The sequence below is a fragment of the Mesorhizobium sp. B2-3-5 genome, assembly GCF_006442395.1.
Lineage (GTDB): Bacteria > Pseudomonadota > Alphaproteobacteria > Rhizobiales > Rhizobiaceae > Mesorhizobium.
In genome coordinates, this window is record NZ_VFVX01000032.1 from 1 (window position 1) to 17,138 (window position 17,138).

Annotated in this window: 19 protein-coding genes; 14 read left to right on the forward strand and 5 right to left on the reverse strand. The window is 62.5% G+C overall.

What is annotated here, in order from left to right; genetic code table 11:
* Window positions 1–120: 120 nt before the first annotated feature.
* Window positions 121–564, reverse strand: coding sequence for a transposase (locus FJ958_RS25700; RefSeq protein WP_140746946.1), 444 nt, complete (start codon window positions 562–564; stop codon window positions 121–123).
* 483 nt (window positions 565–1,047) lie between these two features.
* Between FJ958_RS25700 and FJ958_RS32225 the strand changes: the two genes are divergently transcribed.
* From FJ958_RS32225 to FJ958_RS25720, 4 genes are all read left to right on the forward strand, one after another.
* The gene (locus tag FJ958_RS32225) at window positions 1,048–2,421 is read left to right on the forward strand and encodes an integrase family protein (RefSeq protein WP_246679759.1); all 1,374 of its coding nucleotides are present in this window, start codon (window positions 1,048–1,050) and stop codon (window positions 2,419–2,421) included.
* Window positions 2,422–2,506: 85 nt separating this feature from the next.
* Entirely contained in the window at window positions 2,507–2,902 is a 396-nt protein-coding gene (locus tag FJ958_RS25710; protein WP_140746949.1) for a hypothetical protein, read from the forward strand.
* Between the two features lie 114 nt (window positions 2,903–3,016).
* On the forward strand, window positions 3,017–3,811 hold the full coding sequence (locus FJ958_RS25715; RefSeq protein ID WP_140746952.1) for a GNAT family N-acetyltransferase: 795 nt from the start codon (window positions 3,017–3,019) through the stop codon (window positions 3,809–3,811).
* 186 nt (window positions 3,812–3,997) lie between these two features.
* Window positions 3,998–4,378 (forward strand): hypothetical protein, encoded by a 381-nt coding sequence (locus FJ958_RS25720; RefSeq protein ID WP_246679760.1) that lies wholly within the window; start codon window positions 3,998–4,000, stop codon window positions 4,376–4,378.
* 13 nt (window positions 4,379–4,391) lie between these two features.
* On the opposite strand, the gene FJ958_RS25725 is transcribed toward FJ958_RS25720, so the two are convergent.
* Complete coding sequence (locus FJ958_RS25725) at window positions 4,392–5,132, reverse strand: TetR/AcrR family transcriptional regulator (RefSeq protein ID WP_140746958.1); 741 nt, start codon at window positions 5,130–5,132, stop codon at window positions 4,392–4,394.
* A 240-nt stretch (window positions 5,133–5,372) separates the two neighbouring features.
* On the opposite strand from FJ958_RS25725, the gene FJ958_RS25730 reads away from it, so the two are divergent.
* The 7 genes from FJ958_RS25730 to FJ958_RS25760 all read left to right on the forward strand — a co-directional run bounded on the left by FJ958_RS25730 (window position 5,373) and on the right by FJ958_RS25760 (window position 12,448).
* Window positions 5,373–6,899 (forward strand): efflux transporter outer membrane subunit, encoded by a 1,527-nt coding sequence (locus tag FJ958_RS25730; RefSeq protein ID WP_140746961.1) that lies wholly within the window; start codon window positions 5,373–5,375, stop codon window positions 6,897–6,899.
* 13 nt (window positions 6,900–6,912) lie between these two features.
* A complete protein-coding gene (locus FJ958_RS25735; protein ID WP_140746964.1) occupies window positions 6,913–8,148 on the forward strand; it encodes an efflux RND transporter periplasmic adaptor subunit in 1,236 nt (411 codons plus the stop codon).
* A 17-nt stretch (window positions 8,149–8,165) separates the two neighbouring features.
* Window positions 8,166–8,855, forward strand: coding sequence for an ABC transporter ATP-binding protein (locus FJ958_RS25740; RefSeq protein WP_140746967.1), 690 nt, complete (start codon window positions 8,166–8,168; stop codon window positions 8,853–8,855).
* Between the two features lie 29 nt (window positions 8,856–8,884).
* Window positions 8,885–9,997: an FtsX-like permease family protein gene (locus FJ958_RS25745; protein ID WP_210243477.1), complete on the forward strand. Its 1,113-nt coding sequence runs from the start codon at window positions 8,885–8,887 to the stop codon at window positions 9,995–9,997.
* Window positions 9,998–9,999: 2 nt separating this feature from the next.
* The gene (locus FJ958_RS25750) at window positions 10,000–11,178 is read left to right on the forward strand and encodes an ABC transporter permease (RefSeq protein WP_140746973.1); all 1,179 of its coding nucleotides are present in this window, start codon (window positions 10,000–10,002) and stop codon (window positions 11,176–11,178) included.
* A gap of 141 nt (window positions 11,179–11,319) precedes the next feature.
* On the forward strand, window positions 11,320–11,922 hold the full coding sequence (locus FJ958_RS25755) for a VOC family protein (RefSeq protein WP_140746976.1): 603 nt from the start codon (window positions 11,320–11,322) through the stop codon (window positions 11,920–11,922).
* Window positions 11,923–12,055: 133 nt separating this feature from the next.
* Window positions 12,056–12,448 carry a response regulator gene (locus FJ958_RS25760; protein ID WP_140746978.1) on the forward strand — a complete coding sequence of 131 codons (393 nt, stop codon included), beginning with the start codon at window positions 12,056–12,058 and terminating at the stop codon, window positions 12,446–12,448.
* A 26-nt stretch (window positions 12,449–12,474) separates the two neighbouring features.
* On the opposite strand, the gene FJ958_RS25765 is transcribed toward FJ958_RS25760, so the two are convergent.
* Window positions 12,475–13,062 carry a recombinase family protein gene (locus FJ958_RS25765; protein WP_348642222.1) on the reverse strand — a complete coding sequence of 196 codons (588 nt, stop codon included), beginning with the start codon at window positions 13,060–13,062 and terminating at the stop codon, window positions 12,475–12,477.
* Between the two features lie 199 nt (window positions 13,063–13,261).
* Here FJ958_RS25765 and FJ958_RS25770 point away from each other — a divergent pair, with 199 nt between their 5' ends.
* From FJ958_RS25770 to FJ958_RS25780, 3 genes are all read left to right on the forward strand, one after another.
* Window positions 13,262–14,002 carry a hypothetical protein gene (locus tag FJ958_RS25770; RefSeq protein WP_140746981.1) on the forward strand — a complete coding sequence of 247 codons (741 nt, stop codon included), beginning with the start codon at window positions 13,262–13,264 and terminating at the stop codon, window positions 14,000–14,002.
* A gap of 31 nt (window positions 14,003–14,033) precedes the next feature.
* Entirely contained in the window at window positions 14,034–14,435 is a 402-nt protein-coding gene (locus FJ958_RS25775; protein ID WP_140746984.1) for a hypothetical protein, read from the forward strand.
* 141 nt (window positions 14,436–14,576) lie between these two features.
* Window positions 14,577–14,855 (forward strand): DUF2285 domain-containing protein, encoded by a 279-nt coding sequence (locus FJ958_RS25780; protein WP_140746987.1) that lies wholly within the window; start codon window positions 14,577–14,579, stop codon window positions 14,853–14,855.
* A gap of 127 nt (window positions 14,856–14,982) precedes the next feature.
* Here FJ958_RS25780 and FJ958_RS25785 read toward each other — a convergent pair whose 3' ends face one another.
* Both FJ958_RS25785 and FJ958_RS25790 read right to left on the reverse strand, forming a co-directional pair.
* Window positions 14,983–15,588, reverse strand: a complete 606-nt coding sequence (locus FJ958_RS25785) for a hypothetical protein (protein WP_181176521.1) — start codon at window positions 15,586–15,588, stop codon at window positions 14,983–14,985.
* On the reverse strand, window positions 15,561–16,928 hold the full coding sequence (locus FJ958_RS25790) for a ParB/RepB/Spo0J family partition protein (RefSeq protein WP_140746993.1): 1,368 nt from the start codon (window positions 16,926–16,928) through the stop codon (window positions 15,561–15,563). The genes FJ958_RS25785 and FJ958_RS25790 overlap by 28 nt, the downstream gene beginning before the upstream one ends.
* Window positions 16,929–17,138: the final 210 nt, after the last annotated feature.

Sequence of the window (17,138 nt, forward strand, 5' to 3'; positions counted from 1 at the left end):
CGCCGCTGAACGGATCGGCGCTCATCGTCTCGCGCACCAGCGCGGCCAATCCCTCAGCACCCTTACGGAAGTCCACCTGCTTCGTCGCCACCATGACCTTGACCGCACCCGTCGGCCCGATCACGACGTAGCCTTCAGCGCGCGGATCACCGCCGCAACAGTCCTGGCGTCAGCGCCACGGCCGACCCGCATGGTGACGCCGTCGATCTCCAGTTCGATCATGCCGGCATCGCGGGCGGCGTTCCGTTTGCGTTGTGGCTGCCGTTTCCCCGTCGGTTCCGACTCCGGAGCCGCCACCACTGCCGGCACGAACAACGGTTCCGGTGCCAGCGTTTCCGCCAACGGCACACGAGCGGCCCGACGCCAGGCAAACAGCTGCTGCGGGGACAATGCATATCGCCGGGCCACCGCACTCACAGTCTCGCCGGCATCGTAGCTTTCCGCCACGATCCGCGCCTTCTCCTCCGGCAGCCATTCCCGCCGACGACCGGAACCCGTGAACACCTCGAACCGGCGCGCAGGCTCGGGATCGCTGGATTTAAGCGTAAGCTCTGAAATCGTCATGTGTCGAAGCCCTCAAAGGCTCCAACATCCTCGCTCAGGCCGACCTCCGAAAGGTGCCGCCGGAACAGCGCTTACTTTTGGTGGGTAATTTCATCCGAAGAACATCCAGCGCCACTCTTGAGTGTGTGCTCGCACAGTTCACAGCTGACCTTGGGTTTGAGCAATAGGCGCAGATGCTCGGGTGTGTTCCAACGCCAGTCCGGCGGTTTCCACATACGAGGTCAAAGCCCCGGTTACATCAAAGTTACATGGTGAATAAATAGCTGGGCAAATTCCGTCTAAGTGTATGAAAAAATTGGTGGGCGGTATAGGATTCGAACCTACGACCCCTACAGTGTGAAGGCCATCCATACGATAATACGGTATAATCGAAATATGTAATCATTTGTATTTTGGCTCATTTTTTGGTCGTTGGTATTCATCATTACTTCACTTCCCATGTAACATTTGCTATAAATTCGTTACATGGAAGTTACATGAAATATGCCAAAATTATTCTTTACCGATGACCTTGTTTCCATCGCAGATTGCCCCTCCGAGAAGGACCAGGAAATCTATTGGGATCACCCCGTCGGACGGGATGGTCGTATTCGCAATGGCTCCGTCTCCGGTCTGGGTCTGCGGGTCACCGCATTAGGACACCAATCCTTCGTCCATGCCTACCAGTTCAATGGCAAACGGTACCGCAAAGCGCTTGGATCCACCATCGTGCTCAACGTTGCGTCCGCGCGCCTGCTGGTGGGCCAGCGGCAACGCCAGTTGGAGGCTGGCGAAAACCCAGACTTTGATGACCGCGACACGCGGCGAGCCCACCTCCTGACCGTACGGGAAGCAATCGACCGCTATTGGGAAACCCATATCCAGACGCTCTCTGCTGGGTATCAGACTAATTTCGCCATGTTCGTGGCCGGATGGCACCGGAAACGACCAAAAACGTCGTCACGCCGCGGTCACAACATCCGCAAGCCCTATCAAGATTTCGGGTCGATATTTGCGGACCGGCCGTTCTCCTCCATCAAGCCGTTGGACGTTGAGCGGTTTCAGAGGCAGTTCGCCTCGGGGTACAGTCACAACGGCGCGCTTATGCACGTCACGGCCCTGTTCAATTGGGCCATCCGCATGCAACTCGTCGACATGCGCAATCCCTGCAGCCCGATCCGCGCCCGCAAAGTGGTACGCCGCCGCCGGGACTACTCCACCGAACAGATCCGGCAGATTGCGGCCCATATCTTTTGTCCCGTGTTCGAAGTGCCGCCCGACACGGCGAGCCTGGAAGGCTTCGCCAGGCGGGACATGGCATTAGCCAAGGGCAATGTGACCACCGCCAACGACCAGACGCAGGAGCTCTGCAATTTCATGGGCATCCTGTTCCTGACCATGGCCCGCCCCAGTGATCTGGCCAAGGCGGAATTCGACCATTTTGATTTGGAGAAGCTTGTCTGGCACAAGCACAACACCAAGGGCATCAAGCTGTCGCGTTCGCTCTATGAATACGCCTACCGTTCGGTGCCGATCCACTCCCGGGTTGCCGATATGGTCGAGGCCCAGCGCCTTCGCTGGCCTGAAAGCAAGCTATTGTTTCCGTCGCATACCGACATGACCCAGCCGCGCGACAACTTCCGCAAAGGGCTGGACAGGTTCAAGGCCTTAGCGGGAGTACCCGACTACTTCCAATTGTACGACCTGAAGCGGATCGCGATTTCGCTGATGCTGACTGGCCAGGGCGTGTCGCACGAAGCCATATCCCACTACGTCGATCACAAGGGAAACCTTGAAACCACCATGATCTACGACCTCGGCCTGGTGGATCCGCTGCGCCCGGTGACCGAACGGCTGGGTGTCCTGCTCGGCATCTAGCGCTTGACGTCATTTTTCCTGTGTGAGGCAATGGGCCTGGCGGCAATCTTCAACCGCGCCCAATCCCACAACGAAAGCCATGCCCATGGAAGCCATGCAGGCGCTTGTGCTGACCAACGCCCAACTGCGCGACATGCTGACGGAAGCCGCCCGCGAGGGTGCGAGCTTGGCGGTTGCATCATTGCGTGCTGAGCTCCACCAGAGCCCCGACGACGCTGCCCTCCAAAAACTCCGTGCCTACCTGGCGGACTCGTCCTCCGTTGCCAATCCACAAGACCAGTGGGCGCATAGCGGCCTCATCTGCCAGATCGAACCGACGCCGCGCGGCAAGCCGAAATCTGCTTCGTGGTTCATGAAGTTCTGCCGTGAAACCGGGCTTAACGAGTGCTTCACCCGTCCAAGCGCTGCATTTGGTCGACGCAGGGAATGGGCTTTCACGGATATTAAGCTGGCTTGGGATACCTATTACCGCAGGCGGTAGCAACGAACGCCTTCAAGTCCATTGACCTAGCCAGAGGCCGGCGTCTTCAATAACAGCGCAAAAGCAGCTAGGCCTCCGCCCGCAGCAGAAGCTCGCTCAAACAGGATTGAAAGTATGTTGGGTCTGTTTGGAACTGAACATCAACGGGCGCTGCAGCAGCGCACCCATGAAATGAGCAATTGGATCGCGGCGACCCCCGGCATCTACAACGCCGGACGCTTCATGGGGATTGATGATCCGGACACTCAGCCCTGGAGCGCGATGGAGTCGATGCTGGGGCGGGACGGACTCCTGGGCCTCAGGATGATCACACCGCAGCAGGTCGCCAAGTTTTTTCCATTGCTGGAGGCTGCGGGTTGCCGAATCGACACCTGGGATATCTTTGTCGGCGAGCCGCAGGACGCTGGCGTGCAGGCACAAGCCATCGTCGACGGGGAAATGCCTGTCGGGATCGCGATCCGACCGCCGCTCGCGGATGCGGAAAGTGCAGAAACCCGTGAGGTCCAGCAGTTCCTTGCCGCGAGTGGCCTCGCGCCGTTTCCCGGAACGATGCTGGCGGTCCGGCCTCCCTTGGGAAAGACGATCGTGCTCGAGGACGAAAGCGGGGCAATAGCCGCGACCGGCCACGCCTATTTCCCCCACAACACGCATAGCCCGTTTCACAAGCATGCCTGGATCGGCTTAATCGCCGTTGCCGAATCCTGCCGCGGCAGGGGTCTCGGCCGCTACGTCAACGCCCTGCTCGTGGATTGCGCGTTCGGCGAGCTCGGAGCGCGGGCCGTCTATGAGATGGTCGGACCCTCAAACGCGACGTCCCGGCGGATGGTCCTGGGCTGCGGTCTGCACCTGGCGCCGGACCTTCGCTGCGGAGTTGCCGTGCCGTCAGATGCGGCAAGGTTCACGCGTTAACGGTTAGCCGCCAAGCTGTCTCCCCACGAGGAACGGCATCGTATCAATTTGACGGACGTCCAGAGGGGTGCTAGATAATGCAACGACATCGTTTCATTATCCGCTACGGCGCGAGTCCGAGCAACGTCTATGAACCCCGCTTACATATCGGCCGTTTCGGCACTGGCCGGCTCCTCGATCGGGGCCATGGCTTCGATCGCCGCCACCTGGCTGACCCAAGCCTCCCAGAACCGAAGCCAGCGGTTCCTGCAGGAGCACACGCGGCGGGAGCGGCTGTTTGGTGAGTTCATCGAAGAAGCCGCCAAGAGGTATGCCGACGCCGTCGTCGGCGAACCCAAGACGTTCGTCCCGCTCTTCGAGCTTTACGCCATCCTGGGGAAGCTGCGGCTGTTTGCATCCGACCCCACGCTCAAGGCCGCTGACCGGGTGATGGGAACCATCGGGGTGGCCTATCGCAGCCCGTCCATGGATCCTCCCGATCCCGACAACCCGGACGGCTCCCGCTATGATTTTCTCCGGAATTTTACGGATGCCTGCCGGTTTGAACTGATGGGGATCGCGCCCTGAGGGTGGTCGAGGCCTAGGCCGGACCCTTGCGGTGGCTGTCGGCCGGGCCCGCCGTGGGCACCGGCTCACCGGGTTCCGGCGGTTGGCGACATGCTGCCAGGAAAAAGGCCACACCCTCCCGGACGTGGGTCGGCAAGTCCGCGCGGAGCTTTTCCAGCGGCTCGCCGAGGAGCGCACGCATCAGCACGCGGGCGACAACCAGGTCCGCGAAGAACCGGCCGCTCGAGGGAAGAAGCTCCGGGGAAAGGCGCGGATAATCGTGGGTCTCCTCCGAGTGAGCCACTGTCCCGAGCGCGTCCATGATTGCCTTCACGCCCTGGGCGCGGGCCTGACGCCCGAAGTTCGACAGCTGCGGCAACCGGCGAGCCTCGGCCGCGGATAACTGCATGAAAGCAATATTGTCATTGTCGAGCAGGCGCTCGAGGACGGCGAGGCCGACGCTGACAAGCCGCTCCTGGAGGGTTGATCCGGACGGCGCGAAGTCCTGGAACCGCGCGACCACGGTAGCGGCATTACGCATGCCGACGGCGGCGAACAACTCTTCCTTGGAATGGAAGCGCGCGTAGATGGTGCGCTTTCCGGCACGCGAGAGCCGGGAGATCTCATCGATGCTGGCGCCGCCGAGCCCATACTCGAGGAAGACGGATTTCGCGGCATCAAGGATACGTTCGTCAACCTCATGGGCGAGGTCGCGCGGCGGCCGACCCAGACGCACGTCGTAGCCTGCCGTCCCCCCTTCTGCCCCCTGCGCCATCGATACCTCTCAACATCTGTTTGTAAGACGCGGGCATGTGGCCGGCATCGTCCTTGCGCCCTTTGTAGCGCGCTTGCGCGGGCTTGTAAATAAAAAGGAACGGTATCGTTCATTTTTGTTGACGACCTTCCGGAGCCGTGTTAGCCAATAATGCAACGGCATCGTTTCATTATGGTCGACGCCTCAACAAAGGACCCGATCCCATGCCGCAATGCAGCTCACCAGATTGGCCAGCCAGCCATGCGTAGCCCTGCCCATTCCGTCACCGCGGCGCGCCTGAGCGCGCTGCTGTGCACCACCTTGCTGGGTGCCTGCTCCGTGGGTCCGGACTTCCTGCGACCGGCGTTGCCGGAAGCGGCGGGGTTCACGTCAGAGAGGCATGGCCCCGCAGCGTTTGCAGCTGCCGCTCGGGGCGTCGATGCCCAGCAATTCCTGCACGGGGCCGACGTGCCGGGACAATGGTGGAAGCTGTTTCACTCGCCGGCGCTCGACGCCTTGGTGGACGAGGCGCTGGCAGCCAATCCCGATGTGGCGGCGGCGCAGGCGGCGCTGTTGCAAGCCAACGAAATGGCATCAGCCGGCCAGAGCGATCTCTTTCCGACGCTCAGCGCGAACGGTTCACACACCCGCGAGGAGCAGCTCGGCAACCGGACGCTGGGGGTCAGCACGGCCTCGCTCAACGTCTCGTACGCGCTGGATGTGTTCGGTGGCGCGCGCCGCGCGGCGGAATCCGCCGAGGCCCAGGCGGATTATCAGCGCTTCCAGTTGGAGGCTACCTACCTCAGCCTGACCACCAATGTGGTCAATGCAGCGGTCGCCATCGCCTCGCTTACTGGCCAGATCCAAGCCACCAAGGACGTCATCAGGGCCGAAACCGACCAGCTCGGCATGATGGAGGAGTCCTTCAAGGCCGGCGCCATCGCCCAGCCTGACCTGCTGACGCAGCAGTCGACCCTTGCCCAGACCCGCGCGCTCCTGCCGCCGTTGGAAAAGCAGCTTGCCCAGGCGCGCAATCAACTGATGCGGCTGCTCGGACGCTTCCCCAATCAGGACAAGGGCGAAACCTTCAGCCTCGCGGCGTTGAGGCTGCCCAAAGATCTTCCGGTCAGCCTTCCGTCCAGGCTCGTCGAGCAACGGCCCGACGTCAGGGCGGCGGAAGCGCAACTGCACGAGGCGGGTGCCGATGTCGGGGTGGCGATCGCCAACCAGCTGCCGCAGTTCACCATCACGGGCGACGTGGGCAGCAACGCGGCCAGCCTCGACAAACTGTTCACGTCGGGTACGGGTGTCTGGAGCCTCGCCGGCTCGGCCGCCCAGACGCTGTTCGACGGAGCGGCCCTCGAGCATCGCAAGCGCGCGGCCGTTGCCGCCTACGACGGTGCGAAGGCGCAATACAAACGCACCGTGCTTTCCGCGTTCCAGGATGTCGCCGACGCGTTGCGGGCGTTGGAAGCCGATGCCGATACCCTCGACGCCCAGATCCTGGCGGAAACGGCCGCCCGGGAAACCTTCGAGCAATCCCGCACGCAATACCAGCTTGGCGCGATCACCTATCTCACGCTGCTCAATGCCGAGCAGACTTACCAGAATGCCATGATCAACCGCATCCGGGCGCAAGGCGCCCGCTACAGCGACACGGCGGCGCTGTTCCAGGCGCTGGGCGGTGGCTGGTGGAACCGCACCGACGTCGCGCCCGAGAGCAACGGCAGCTCGGTTCGTTTTGCCCTGCCGCCTATCCACGAAATCAAACTACCGGGCATCCGGTGAAGGAGTCCCAGCCATGAAACACGACAAGATTGATCTTCTCGACACCCTGCGCATCGATCGGGTGCCCGAGGTAATAGCTGCGCCCCGCACGATTTCCTGGTGGAGCACCATCGCCGTTGGCGTGGTCCTCTTGACGGTGCCGTTGGCGTTGGGTTGGTCCGGCCTGCTGGGCAAGGAATTTCCCGGCGTATCGTTTCTTCAGTCGACACCCTCCGTTCGCGTCGCCACCGCACAGCCGCTTGCGCAGCAGAGTAGTGCCACTGCAGGGACCGCACTCCTCAATGCCACCGGCTACGTGGTTGCCCGCCGGGCGGCCACGGTCGGACCGAAGGTCGCCGGCAGGTTGAAGGATGTGCTGGTGGACGAAGGCATGCATGTCGACGCCGGACAGGTGATTGCCCATCTCGATGATTCCAATGCCATTGCCGATCTCAACCAGGCCAAGGCGACACTTAATCAGGCCATGGTTGCGGCGACCGACGGCCGACCGGCATTTGAGCGTAGCAAGGCCCTGCTTGCTAAGGGGCTGACCAGCCAGGAGGCATTCGATACCGCCAAGGCGACCTACAACCAGGCAAACAGTGCCGTGGCCGTCGCCCGGTCGGCCGTGGCGGTCGCCCAGCAGAATCTCGACGACACCGTCATCAGTGCGCTGTTCGCGGGCGTGGTGACGGTCAAGGCGGCGCAGGCCGGCGAGATCATCTCGCCGATGTCGGCAGGCTCCGGCTTCACGCGTACCGGTGTGGCCACGATCGTCGACATGGACTCCCTCGAGGTCGAGGTCGACGTCAACGAGAGTTTCATCAACCGCGTCACTCCGGACCAGGGCTGCAAGGTCACTCTCAACGCTTATCCGGAATGGCAGATCCCGGGCCACGTGATCGCGGTGGTGCCGACGGCCGACCGCACCAAGGCGACGGTCCGGGTGCGGGTCGGGTTCAACATCAAGGACCCGCGGATCCTGCCCGAAATGGGCGCCAAGGTGGCCTTCCTGGCCGATGCCAAGGCCCAGCCCGAGGAGGCCCCGCCGTCCGGCGTGATCGTCCCGCCCGAGGCCATCCTGTCCAGCGGCGCCGAGAATGTCGTCTTCGTCGTGCGCGACGATCACGTCGAACGGCGGACGGTGAAGCTGGGGGCGCAGGCAGCCGGCAACCAGGTCGTGCAGTCCGGGCTCACGGCCGGCGAAACCGTGGCCGTGACCAATCTCGACAAGCTGTCGAACGGACTCAAAGTCAAAACCGAACAATGAAATCAGGAGATCACCAAGTGACTGAAGCAATATCACTGGTCAATGTCGTCAAGGCATACCGGCGCGGCGGGGAGACGGTTGAGGTCCTCCACAACCTCAACCTCTCGATCCCGGAAGGCGAATTCGTCGCCATCATGGGCCCCTCCGGCTCCGGCAAATCGACGCTGTTGAACATCATCGCCGGCATAGACCGCGCGAACTCCGGCGCCGTGACGGTGGCCGGGCACAGGATCGACCAGATGTCCGGCAGCGAGTTGACCCGCTGGCGGTCCGCCAACATCGGGTTCATTTTCCAGTTCTACAACCTGATGCCCGCCTTGAGCGCGGAAGCCAATGTGGAGCTGCCGCTGCTGCTCCTGCCGCTCTCCAAGGCAGAGCGCCGGGCAAGGGTTGCGGCAGCCCTTGAGATCGTCGGACTGTCGGAGCGCGCCCGCCACAAGCCGTCGGAGCTTTCCGGCGGCCAACAGCAGCGCGTCGCGATTGCGCGCGCGCTGGTTTCCGACCCGCCGATCCTGGTCTGCGACGAGCCCACCGGTGACCTCGACCGCGACACCGCCACCGAGGTGCTCGAGCTCCTGCGCGCGCTCACCCTGCGACGTGGCAAGACCATCATCATGGTGACCCACGACCAGCGTGCGGCCGATACCGCGACCCGCCAGTTGCATGTCGACAAGGGCCAGCTGGCCAAGACGGAGTTGGCCCTATGAAGTACCTTCCCCTCATCTGGGCGGGGCTGATGCGCAAGAAGCTGCGCACCGTGTTCACGCTGCTCTCCATTCTCGTCGCGTTCCTGCTCTTCGGCATGCTGCAGGGCGTCAACGCCACCTTCAGCCGTGGTGTGGAGGGCGCGCACCTCGATCGCCTGATCGTCCAGGGCAAGGTCAACATGACCGACCAGTTGCCGCTGGCTTACCGCGAGCGCATCGCATCGGTGCCGGGCGTCACCGGCATCACCGTCGCGAGCTGGTTTGGCGGCTACTACCAGGACACCAAAAACAGCATCTTCTCGTTCCCGGTCGACGCAGCCACCTACTTCGACCTGTTCCCCGAGATCGTCCTGCCGAAGGCCCAGCTCGAGGCGCTGCAAAAGACACGCACCGGGGCGGTCATCGGCCGCAAGCTGGCTGAGACCTACAATTGGAAGATCGGCGACACCATCCCCATCAAGTCGACGATCTGGACCAAGGCGGACGGCACCTCCAACTGGGAATTCCAGGTCGTCGGCATCTTTGAAAACCCGCAGGATACCTCGCAGGAGCAGCGGCTGTTTTTCAACAACGACTATTTCGACGAGGCCCGGGGCTTCGATAAAGGCCTGATCGGCTGGTACAGCGTCCACATCGACAATCCCGCCCACGCCGGCGCGGTGTCCAAAGCCATCGACGACCTGTTCGCCAACTCCGACCACGAGACGAAGACCGTCACGGAGAAGGAGTTCACCCAATCGTTCCTGAAACAGCTCGGCGACATCAACTTCATCGTCAGCGCCATCATCGGGGCGGTCTTCTTTGCCCTCCTTTTCCTGACCGGCAACACGATGATGCAGTCGGTGCGCGAGCGGATCCCGGAGTTCGCGATCCTCAAGACCATCGGCTTTCCGAACCTCACGGTCCTCGCCCTGGTCGTGGCTGAAGGCCTGGTGCTGTCGATCATCGCTGCGGCCCTGGGGCTTGCAGGTTCGGCCGCAGCCTTTCCGCTGCTGGAGGGTGTCGTCGGTGTCGCCCACCTGCCGGCCAGCGTGCTGGCGCTCGGGCTGTTCTATGCCGTCCTGCTCGCCCTGGTAACCACGTTGCTGCCCGGCCTTCGAGTTGCGCGGCTCAATCTCGTCGATGCCTTGGGAGGACGCTGATCATGCTCAGACAAGCCATTGCTGTAACTATCCTGAACCTCAAGACGCTGCCCACGCGCTTCTGGAGCTCGTTGGTGATCATCCTCGGGGTTGCGGGGGTCGTGGGCGTGGTCGTCTCCGTCCTCGCCATGGTGACCGGACTGAGCTCGACCATGGCCCATGCCGGGCGTGAGGACCGCGCCATCATCCTGCGCGGCGGGTCCGACACGGAACTGTCGAGCACATTGTCTCGCGATGCGGTGAATATGATTCTCGACGCGCCGGGCATCCGCCGGGGCGCCACGGGACTGACCCTCGGTTTCCCGGAAGTGGTGCTGATCCTGACCCGCCCGATGCGGAACGGCGGCACCGACGCCAACGTCACACTGCGCGGCGTTGGTTCGCAGGGGCTCGCCCTGCGGCCGGAGCTCAAGCTTGTGCAAGGCCGCTGGTTCAAGCCGGGGCTGCACGAGCTGGTGGTCGGCAAGAGTGCCCAGCGCCAGTTTGCGGGCCTCGACGTCGGCAGCCAGATCACCTTGCGCGACAAGGAGTGGACCGTCGTCGGCACGTTCGAGAGCGACGGTGACGCCCATGAATCCGAGATCGTCACCGACGCCGATACCGCGCTCGAAGCCTACCAGCACACGCTGTTCCAGAGCGTGACCGTGCAGCTCGAATCGCCGGCGTCGTTGCCGCAACTCGAGGCCGCCCTGACCGCCAATCCGCAGCTATCGGTCGAAGTGCACCGCGAGACCGAATACCTGGCCAAGCTCTCGGCGAACCTGACCAAAATGATGACGCTGATCGCGACCGTGGTCGGCAGCATCATGGCGATCGGCGCCGTGTTCGGATCGCTCAACACCATGTACTCGGCGGTCAGCGCGCGAAGCCGGGAAATCGCGACGTTGCGGGCCATTGGGTTCGGTGGCGTGCCGATCGTCGCCTCGGTCATGACCGAGGCGATGGCGCTCTCGCTGCTCGGCGGCGTGACGGGAGCGGTCACCGCCTGGCTGCTCTTCAACGGCCACGGCGTCAACGCCCTGGGCGGGAACTTCACCCAGCTGGTGTTCCGTCTCACCGTGACACCAGGACTGATGCTGCAGGGCATCAGCTGGGCTCTTGCCATCGGCTTTCTGGGCGGGCTGCTTCCTGCTCTGAGGGCCGCGCGGCTGCCGGTCGTGGAGGCGCTCCGGACGCTCTGACGAGGACAGCGGCCTGTCGGCGCTTGCCCGGCGGCCCCGAGTTCAGAGCCACACCACGCCGGGTCGCCTGCCGCATCCCGAGGGCGACCTGCACCCTAAAATGCAACGATAGCGTATCTTTAACAACCAAGGAAGACTGCCATGAATACCGAACAGATCGCCCACCCGAAGCTCCAGCACTTCGGCCTCACCACCTCCAACCTCAACGAAATGATCAACTGGTACCGCAAGGTGCTCGGCATGACCGTCAACCACCGCGCGCAGATCGACGGCCCGCAGAACAGCCCGTGGTTTTCGGCCGCGTTCGTCAGCAATGACGAGTGCAATCATCGCATCGCAATGTTCGAGATGCCGGACCTGGAGGTCGACCCGGACAAGAAGCGCCATGCCAGAATCCAGCACGTGGCCTTTGCCTACAACACGCTCGACGACCTCCTCGGCACCTACCTCCGCCTGAAGGGAGAAGGCATCCTGCCGGTGATGGCGGCCGACCAGGGCATCCAGATGGTGCTCTACTACTGCGACCCGGACCAGAACAGCGTCGAGCTCAACGTCAACAACTACAGTGATGAGTGGATCGCGACCGAGCACCTGCGCACTGCACGGTCCAACCTTGCTTTCTTCGACCCCGAAAAATTGGTGGCGGCGCGCAAGGCCGGCGCATCTCCATGGGAGCTGCATGAACGGGCCGTGGCGGCCGAGTTTGCGCCCGACCAGCCCTACGATGGCCGCAAGCTGCTCTGACCGCGCATTCCGGGGCGGCCTGGCTCACCGCAGGGCCGCCCCGGCTGACTTAAACGCCCGCCAACCTTGGCTGGCTTTCATTAGATGTAACTGAAATAATCGGGCTGCGTTGGGGCGAGCCCTATGGGGTATCATGACAACGAATGCGGTTCTTGTGGTCGAAGACGAACCTTTGATCCAACTTGACCTAGAAACGGCTCTGGTGGAGGCGGGCTTTGACGTTGTCACAGCTAATAGCGCAGCCCAGGCCATCACCCTTTTCGACGCTGGTCCTCAAAGGTTCAAGGCTTTGCTAACCGACATACGGCTGGGCCCGGGCCAGACCGGATGGGACGTCGCCCGCCATGTCCGAAGGGAGATTCCGACCTTTCCGGTTGTTTATCTGAGCGGCGATGGAGCCATCTACTGGGGATCTGAAGGGGTTCCGAACAGCATCATGATCAGCAAACCCTCCTTTCTCCCCCAGGTGATTACAGCCCTGGCTACGTTACTCAATGAGCAGGAACCTTCACCTGATGCTGTGTGAGGCGGCACCGCAGAACCACAAACGTCTTATTGGGACCGCCGACATAGGCGAGAAATTGTGCTGCGACTGACGTGATACCGATTCGCAATCCCGCATACATCTTCTCCCGCCTTCAGTCGGTCTAGCACTTCGCCTTCCTGCTGGGCGGTGAGTTTGGGCTTGCGGCCAAATTTGACCCCTCTCGCCTTTGCGCGAGCGCGCCCGTTCGAAGTGTTTTCCAGGATCCTGCGTCGTTGCCATTTGGCGGCCCATCCGACTAGGAACAGCATCAGATCGGACATCTCTGACCGGGTGTCGATAAAGGGTTCGTCGAGGAGACATAAATCCGCGCCGGCCGCTGTGACGGTTCTGAGGATATTCAGCATGTCAAACGGATCCCGTGCCATGCGGTCGCTAACGACAGCTTTCACCACGTCCCCCGGCCTGAGCGCCCGCAAGAGACGCTGCAGTTGGCGCCTGTTCGTATTTTTGCCACTGCGCTTTTCGCAGAAGATTTTCTCGCAGCCAGCTGCCTGCAAGCGCTCGATCTGAGCGGCCAAATCCTGGCCCTCAGTGGAGACGCGTGCATATCCATACCTCACCGCTCGTAGCTCCGCCCCGTTTTCAGAAATCACAAGTTTTGCAATATCCCTGCCCTGAGATTTTTGGGGACAAATCGGGATTAGGTCACGGCCTTTTGCCTAAACTTTGCGCAAAAAAACCAATCTGCCGTTAGTTAGCGATAGCTTATGTTCTCGCTCAAAACTTGTGATTTCTGCGTAAACGTCTCGTCTCTCCACACCAATAGGTGCACCCTTGAGACGCAGCGCAGGCTTGTCTTTCGTCAAGATTGGAATCCTTTCGACGTGCAGCCTGTTGGCGCTAGCGGTTATGCCTGTTGTCGGTCAGGAAGGACTCTCGCTGGACGTAACCGTTCCAGCCGTCACCCGATCTTCCGAGCTGTTCCGCCCGAATGGACAGCCAGCGGACTTCCTCGGCGTGGGGCTGACCCAGACGGTCGGCGATGTACGGAAGATCCTGACCGGTCAGAACTTCTCCCATGAAGATTCGTCGACCGTGTTCCTGCTCGAAGAGGACTACTTCACCGTCGAGGTTGTGGCCACAGGCCCCAATCGTTACCCCACCTACATCATCTGGTCCGGACCGGAGGACACCACCGCCAGCCAAAGCGTGAGGGTGGAATTCTCCTCGCCGCTGACGGGCCAGCGCTCAACGGATGTCCGCCGCTTCGTCAGCTATAAGGACGGGCGAGGGCCGCTACTGGAAACGCTCCGCTCGGCGATCATCGCGAAATACGGCCCCCCGAGCTTCGACAACAAGACAACGATGCAGTGGTTCTGGAGCAGCGGCCAGCTTGTCAGATCCGATGCTCATGACAAGCAGATGGCGATCACCATGGATACCCGTAGCGATTACGTGAAGGGTGTCACCTACACTCTCGCCGATGATGCCGCGAGAAAGGCCAATTGGGACCAAATTGCCCAATTTCAGAAGTCCGTAGAGGACGGCGCAAAGCAGGTCCGCGACGCGCACGCCACCGCCCCCAAACTCTAGAAGTACGTTCCACAGCCAACGGAGGAAGATTGTGAATATGATTTCGTGCGCCCAAACCCTAGGCATTGCCGCTGTTGCCGCCAGCCTGTTGGCCGTCGCCCCGGCATCTGCCAAGGACATTATCGGCTTTATCGATCAGGAGATGGCGCAGGCCACCCCCAAACACTTCCTCATTCTTCACAACAAGCAAGGTTGGGCGTCCAACACCATCGACACCATGAGAGCCAGGCTGGGTGCCAAGACCTTCGTATACGACTATCAGACCTATAATGACGGGGACCGGCCGAAGGACATAGCCCGCCCCTTCAACTGGTCCGACTACGGTGCGGTGTTCTGTTTCGGGCAGCACCTCGATTGCGAACTGGTGAGATCGCAAGCCCTGCAAAAAGGCTTCGAAGGCGATTACTTCGACGCCGATCTGAGCAAGCGATAGGGATTACGGAGCCTGCGCATCTCCCCGAAAGGAGCGTATGCCTAACAGACGCGACGGGTCGGGTGAGATGTGCCGCCAGGAAAAGGCACCATTCCATACGGGAAGTTTTGCCTTGGCGGCGGACCGACGTTAAAACGCCGAATGCTCAAGCCGCTTCTTGACCCAGATGTTGCCGACGAGGCACCGACTTCTCCAATCCTGACCGGATATGATGAAGAGCGTTTGCTGACCTACATCCGCTTGCTCGACGCGGCCGCAGAAGACGCCGATTGGCGGGAAGTTGCCAAGATCGTTCTGCACATCGACCCGGCGTCCGAGCCCGAACGCGCTTTCCGGGCCTGGGAGACGCATCTTGCGCGTGCCCGGTGGATGACGACGAACGGGTTCAAATATTTGCTGGCAGGTGGAGCGCCGCATTAGGGCGGGCGGGGAGCGCGAGGGGCGGGTTCGGGGCGCCCTCGCCTAGCCTCGGCCACTCGCTCGACTGAGGGCGTTCGGACACAAAAAACCCGGAGCAGCGCTGCCCCGGGCCGAGGTCTGTGGCCTCTTATTCGGCGGCGAGCGCCATCTTTTCGCGGCTTTCGCCTTCCGGGGCGACCGGCATCCGGAGGGCTGCGGGGAGCCAACCCTTCCCGTCCAGTTCCTTTTCGGCGTGCAAGACGCTTTCGGGTTTGGGGGCGCGTTCGACCGCTTTCGCGGCGTCTTCCGCACAGCCGGCCTCGCGCATCACGCCTGCGATATCCGCCTTGGACAACCTCGACAGGAATGCCGCGTCCGGCGTCCACCACAGGCGCATGTCCAGCCCCACTGCCACGGCCATCAGGTCGGCATGGGCGATGCGTTCCTTTCCGGTTTCGTGGCGGGCCACCACGGCGTTGAGGTTGGCGGCAGTCGCCAGCGCCAGCAGGTCAAGCAGAACCGCCTGCGGCTGCGCCACCAGCCAAGACCAAAGGTCGGCAGGGTTCCCGGGCAGACGGTGGCTCCAACCCTCCACGGCTTCATTCCAGCCCGTCAGCGCCCGGCAGGCATCCGGCTCCTTGATGGAGGGAACAAGATTGCGGCGCTGGCCGGTGATTTCCACCGCAGACTCGATGCGCCCGTGGTGGTAATCGTAGAACACGCGGCTCACCAGCGCATGCAGGATGGCAACCAAGGCCACATCTGGACGCCCGGCCAGTTCCACACGCAAGGCTGCGTTCGAATGGCGGTCAGTTCCTCGGTGAGGGCCGCCGACATGCCGGTAGCCTCGGTTTCGGGCATCTCCTCCTGCCCCGCCTCGTCGCCCTCGTCTTCGTCATTGCTGTCGGCCCCCTCCAAGACGGCTAGTGCCTTGCGGTCTTCAGCCTTCACCAGCCCCGGCGTCACCTGCAACGTGCCATCGTACGAGATCGACACAACACAGCCTGCCAGCGCCATCTCCTGCGGATCAAAGGCCTCTGTTGCCTTCTGGATGGCCTCGATGCGGCCTTCCAGCGCATGCAACTTGGCCTCGTCGGCCTCGATTTGCGGATCGCCCTCGGCATAAGCGTCGATAGCCCCGGCCAGTTCGTCATACTGCCCGGCCAGAGCCGACAGTTCCGCTTGCTCGGCCTCGGTCGGGTCACGCCGCACCGCATGGATGCGCCCGAACCCGCCGCCATGGATGAAACCGCTGTCGAGGCTGATTTCCACCCACTTCCAGCCCAACGGACGCACTTCGCCTGCCGCCGCCTCGAGCCGGTCACCGGCCAGCTTCACCAGCAAGGGCCGGTCGGTCAGGAAGGTCAGGCCATCGTCGGCGAACAGGTCGCGAAGCACCCCGCCCCCCGCCGCCTCATAGGCCTCAATGCCGACAAACTGAGCCAGCCGGTCAGTGCCGCGCACATGGGCGCTGGTCAGGAACGAGCGGATGTTGGACGGATTGCGGCTCCAGCCATCCTGCTCGAACCACGCGGCCTCCTGCGCCATGTGGTCGTCGCACACGGCGAGGGCCTTGGCCTGCTCAAGGGTCACTTCATCGGCACGCATGGCATCGAGGATGCGCGGGGACAGGCTGGCGAGTTTGAGCCGCTGGCGCACCGTCACCACCGACTTGCCAAAACGGGACGCGATGTCTTCCGCCGCCATGCCCTGTTCCACGAGGTCGCGGTAGGCAATGACCTCGTCCACCGGATGCATCGGCTCCCGCTGGTCGTTCTCCGCCAGCGAAATCTCGGTATCGCTGCCTTCCTCCCGCAGAACAGCCCTGACCGGATAGTCTTTGGTCACGGCTACGCCCTGCACCGTGCGACCCTCGTCCAGCAGCAGCCGCAGCGCCCCCAGACGCCGCCCTCCGGCGACAACCTCGAACTTGGCTCCCTTCGGGGCCTTGCGGGCCACAAGGTTGTGGATGAGGCCGTGGGCCTCGATGCTGGCCGCCAGTTCCGTCCTCCCCGCCTCGGAATTGACGCGGCGGACGTTGGCCTTGCTCGGCACCAGCTTGCCAAGCGGGATGGTGATTTCATTCATGTTCATGGTCTTGCTCCTTGTTGGTTTCAGAGATTGACCTGAAGGGTTCAGGCCTCCCTGAACCCCTGCCTCGCGGCGAGCAGCGGGGAGCGAGGGGGCAAGCCTCGGCGGCGGAGGGGTATCCCCGGTCTGCACGGAGCGAAGCGGAGGAAGATGGGGGAAGCCGCCGGCGAGGCTTGCGGGGAGAGAGGGCCGCGCGCCTCTCTCCCGGCTGCG

Coding starts and splice junctions, on each gene's coding strand:
- FJ958_RS25725 (WP_140746958.1), bottom strand. CDS start 5,132: ATGGCGCAGGGGGCAGAAGGGGGGACGGCAGGCTACGACGTGCGTCTG.
- FJ958_RS25755 (WP_140746976.1), top strand. CDS start 11,320: ATGAATACCGAACAGATCGCCCACCCGAAGCTCCAGCACTTCGGCCTC.
- FJ958_RS25760 (WP_140746978.1), top strand. CDS start 12,056: ATGACAACGAATGCGGTTCTTGTGGTCGAAGACGAACCTTTGATCCAA.
- FJ958_RS25730 (WP_140746961.1), top strand. CDS start 5,373: ATGCGTAGCCCTGCCCATTCCGTCACCGCGGCGCGCCTGAGCGCGCTG.
- FJ958_RS25710 (WP_140746949.1), top strand. CDS start 2,507: ATGGAAGCCATGCAGGCGCTTGTGCTGACCAACGCCCAACTGCGCGAC.
- FJ958_RS25750 (WP_140746973.1), top strand. CDS start 10,000: ATGCTCAGACAAGCCATTGCTGTAACTATCCTGAACCTCAAGACGCTG.
- FJ958_RS25780 (WP_140746987.1), top strand. CDS start 14,577: ATGCTCAAGCCGCTTCTTGACCCAGATGTTGCCGACGAGGCACCGACT.
- FJ958_RS32225 (WP_246679759.1), top strand. CDS start 1,048: ATGCCAAAATTATTCTTTACCGATGACCTTGTTTCCATCGCAGATTGC.
- FJ958_RS25720 (WP_246679760.1), top strand. CDS start 3,998: ATGGCTTCGATCGCCGCCACCTGGCTGACCCAAGCCTCCCAGAACCGA.
- FJ958_RS25790 (WP_140746993.1), bottom strand. CDS start 16,928: ATGAACATGAATGAAATCACCATCCCGCTTGGCAAGCTGGTGCCGAGC.
- FJ958_RS25715 (WP_140746952.1), top strand. CDS start 3,017: ATGTTGGGTCTGTTTGGAACTGAACATCAACGGGCGCTGCAGCAGCGC.
- FJ958_RS25700 (WP_140746946.1), bottom strand. CDS start 564: ATGACGATTTCAGAGCTTACGCTTAAATCCAGCGATCCCGAGCCTGCG.
- FJ958_RS25745 (WP_210243477.1), top strand. CDS start 8,885: ATGCGCAAGAAGCTGCGCACCGTGTTCACGCTGCTCTCCATTCTCGTC.
- FJ958_RS25735 (WP_140746964.1), top strand. CDS start 6,913: ATGAAACACGACAAGATTGATCTTCTCGACACCCTGCGCATCGATCGG.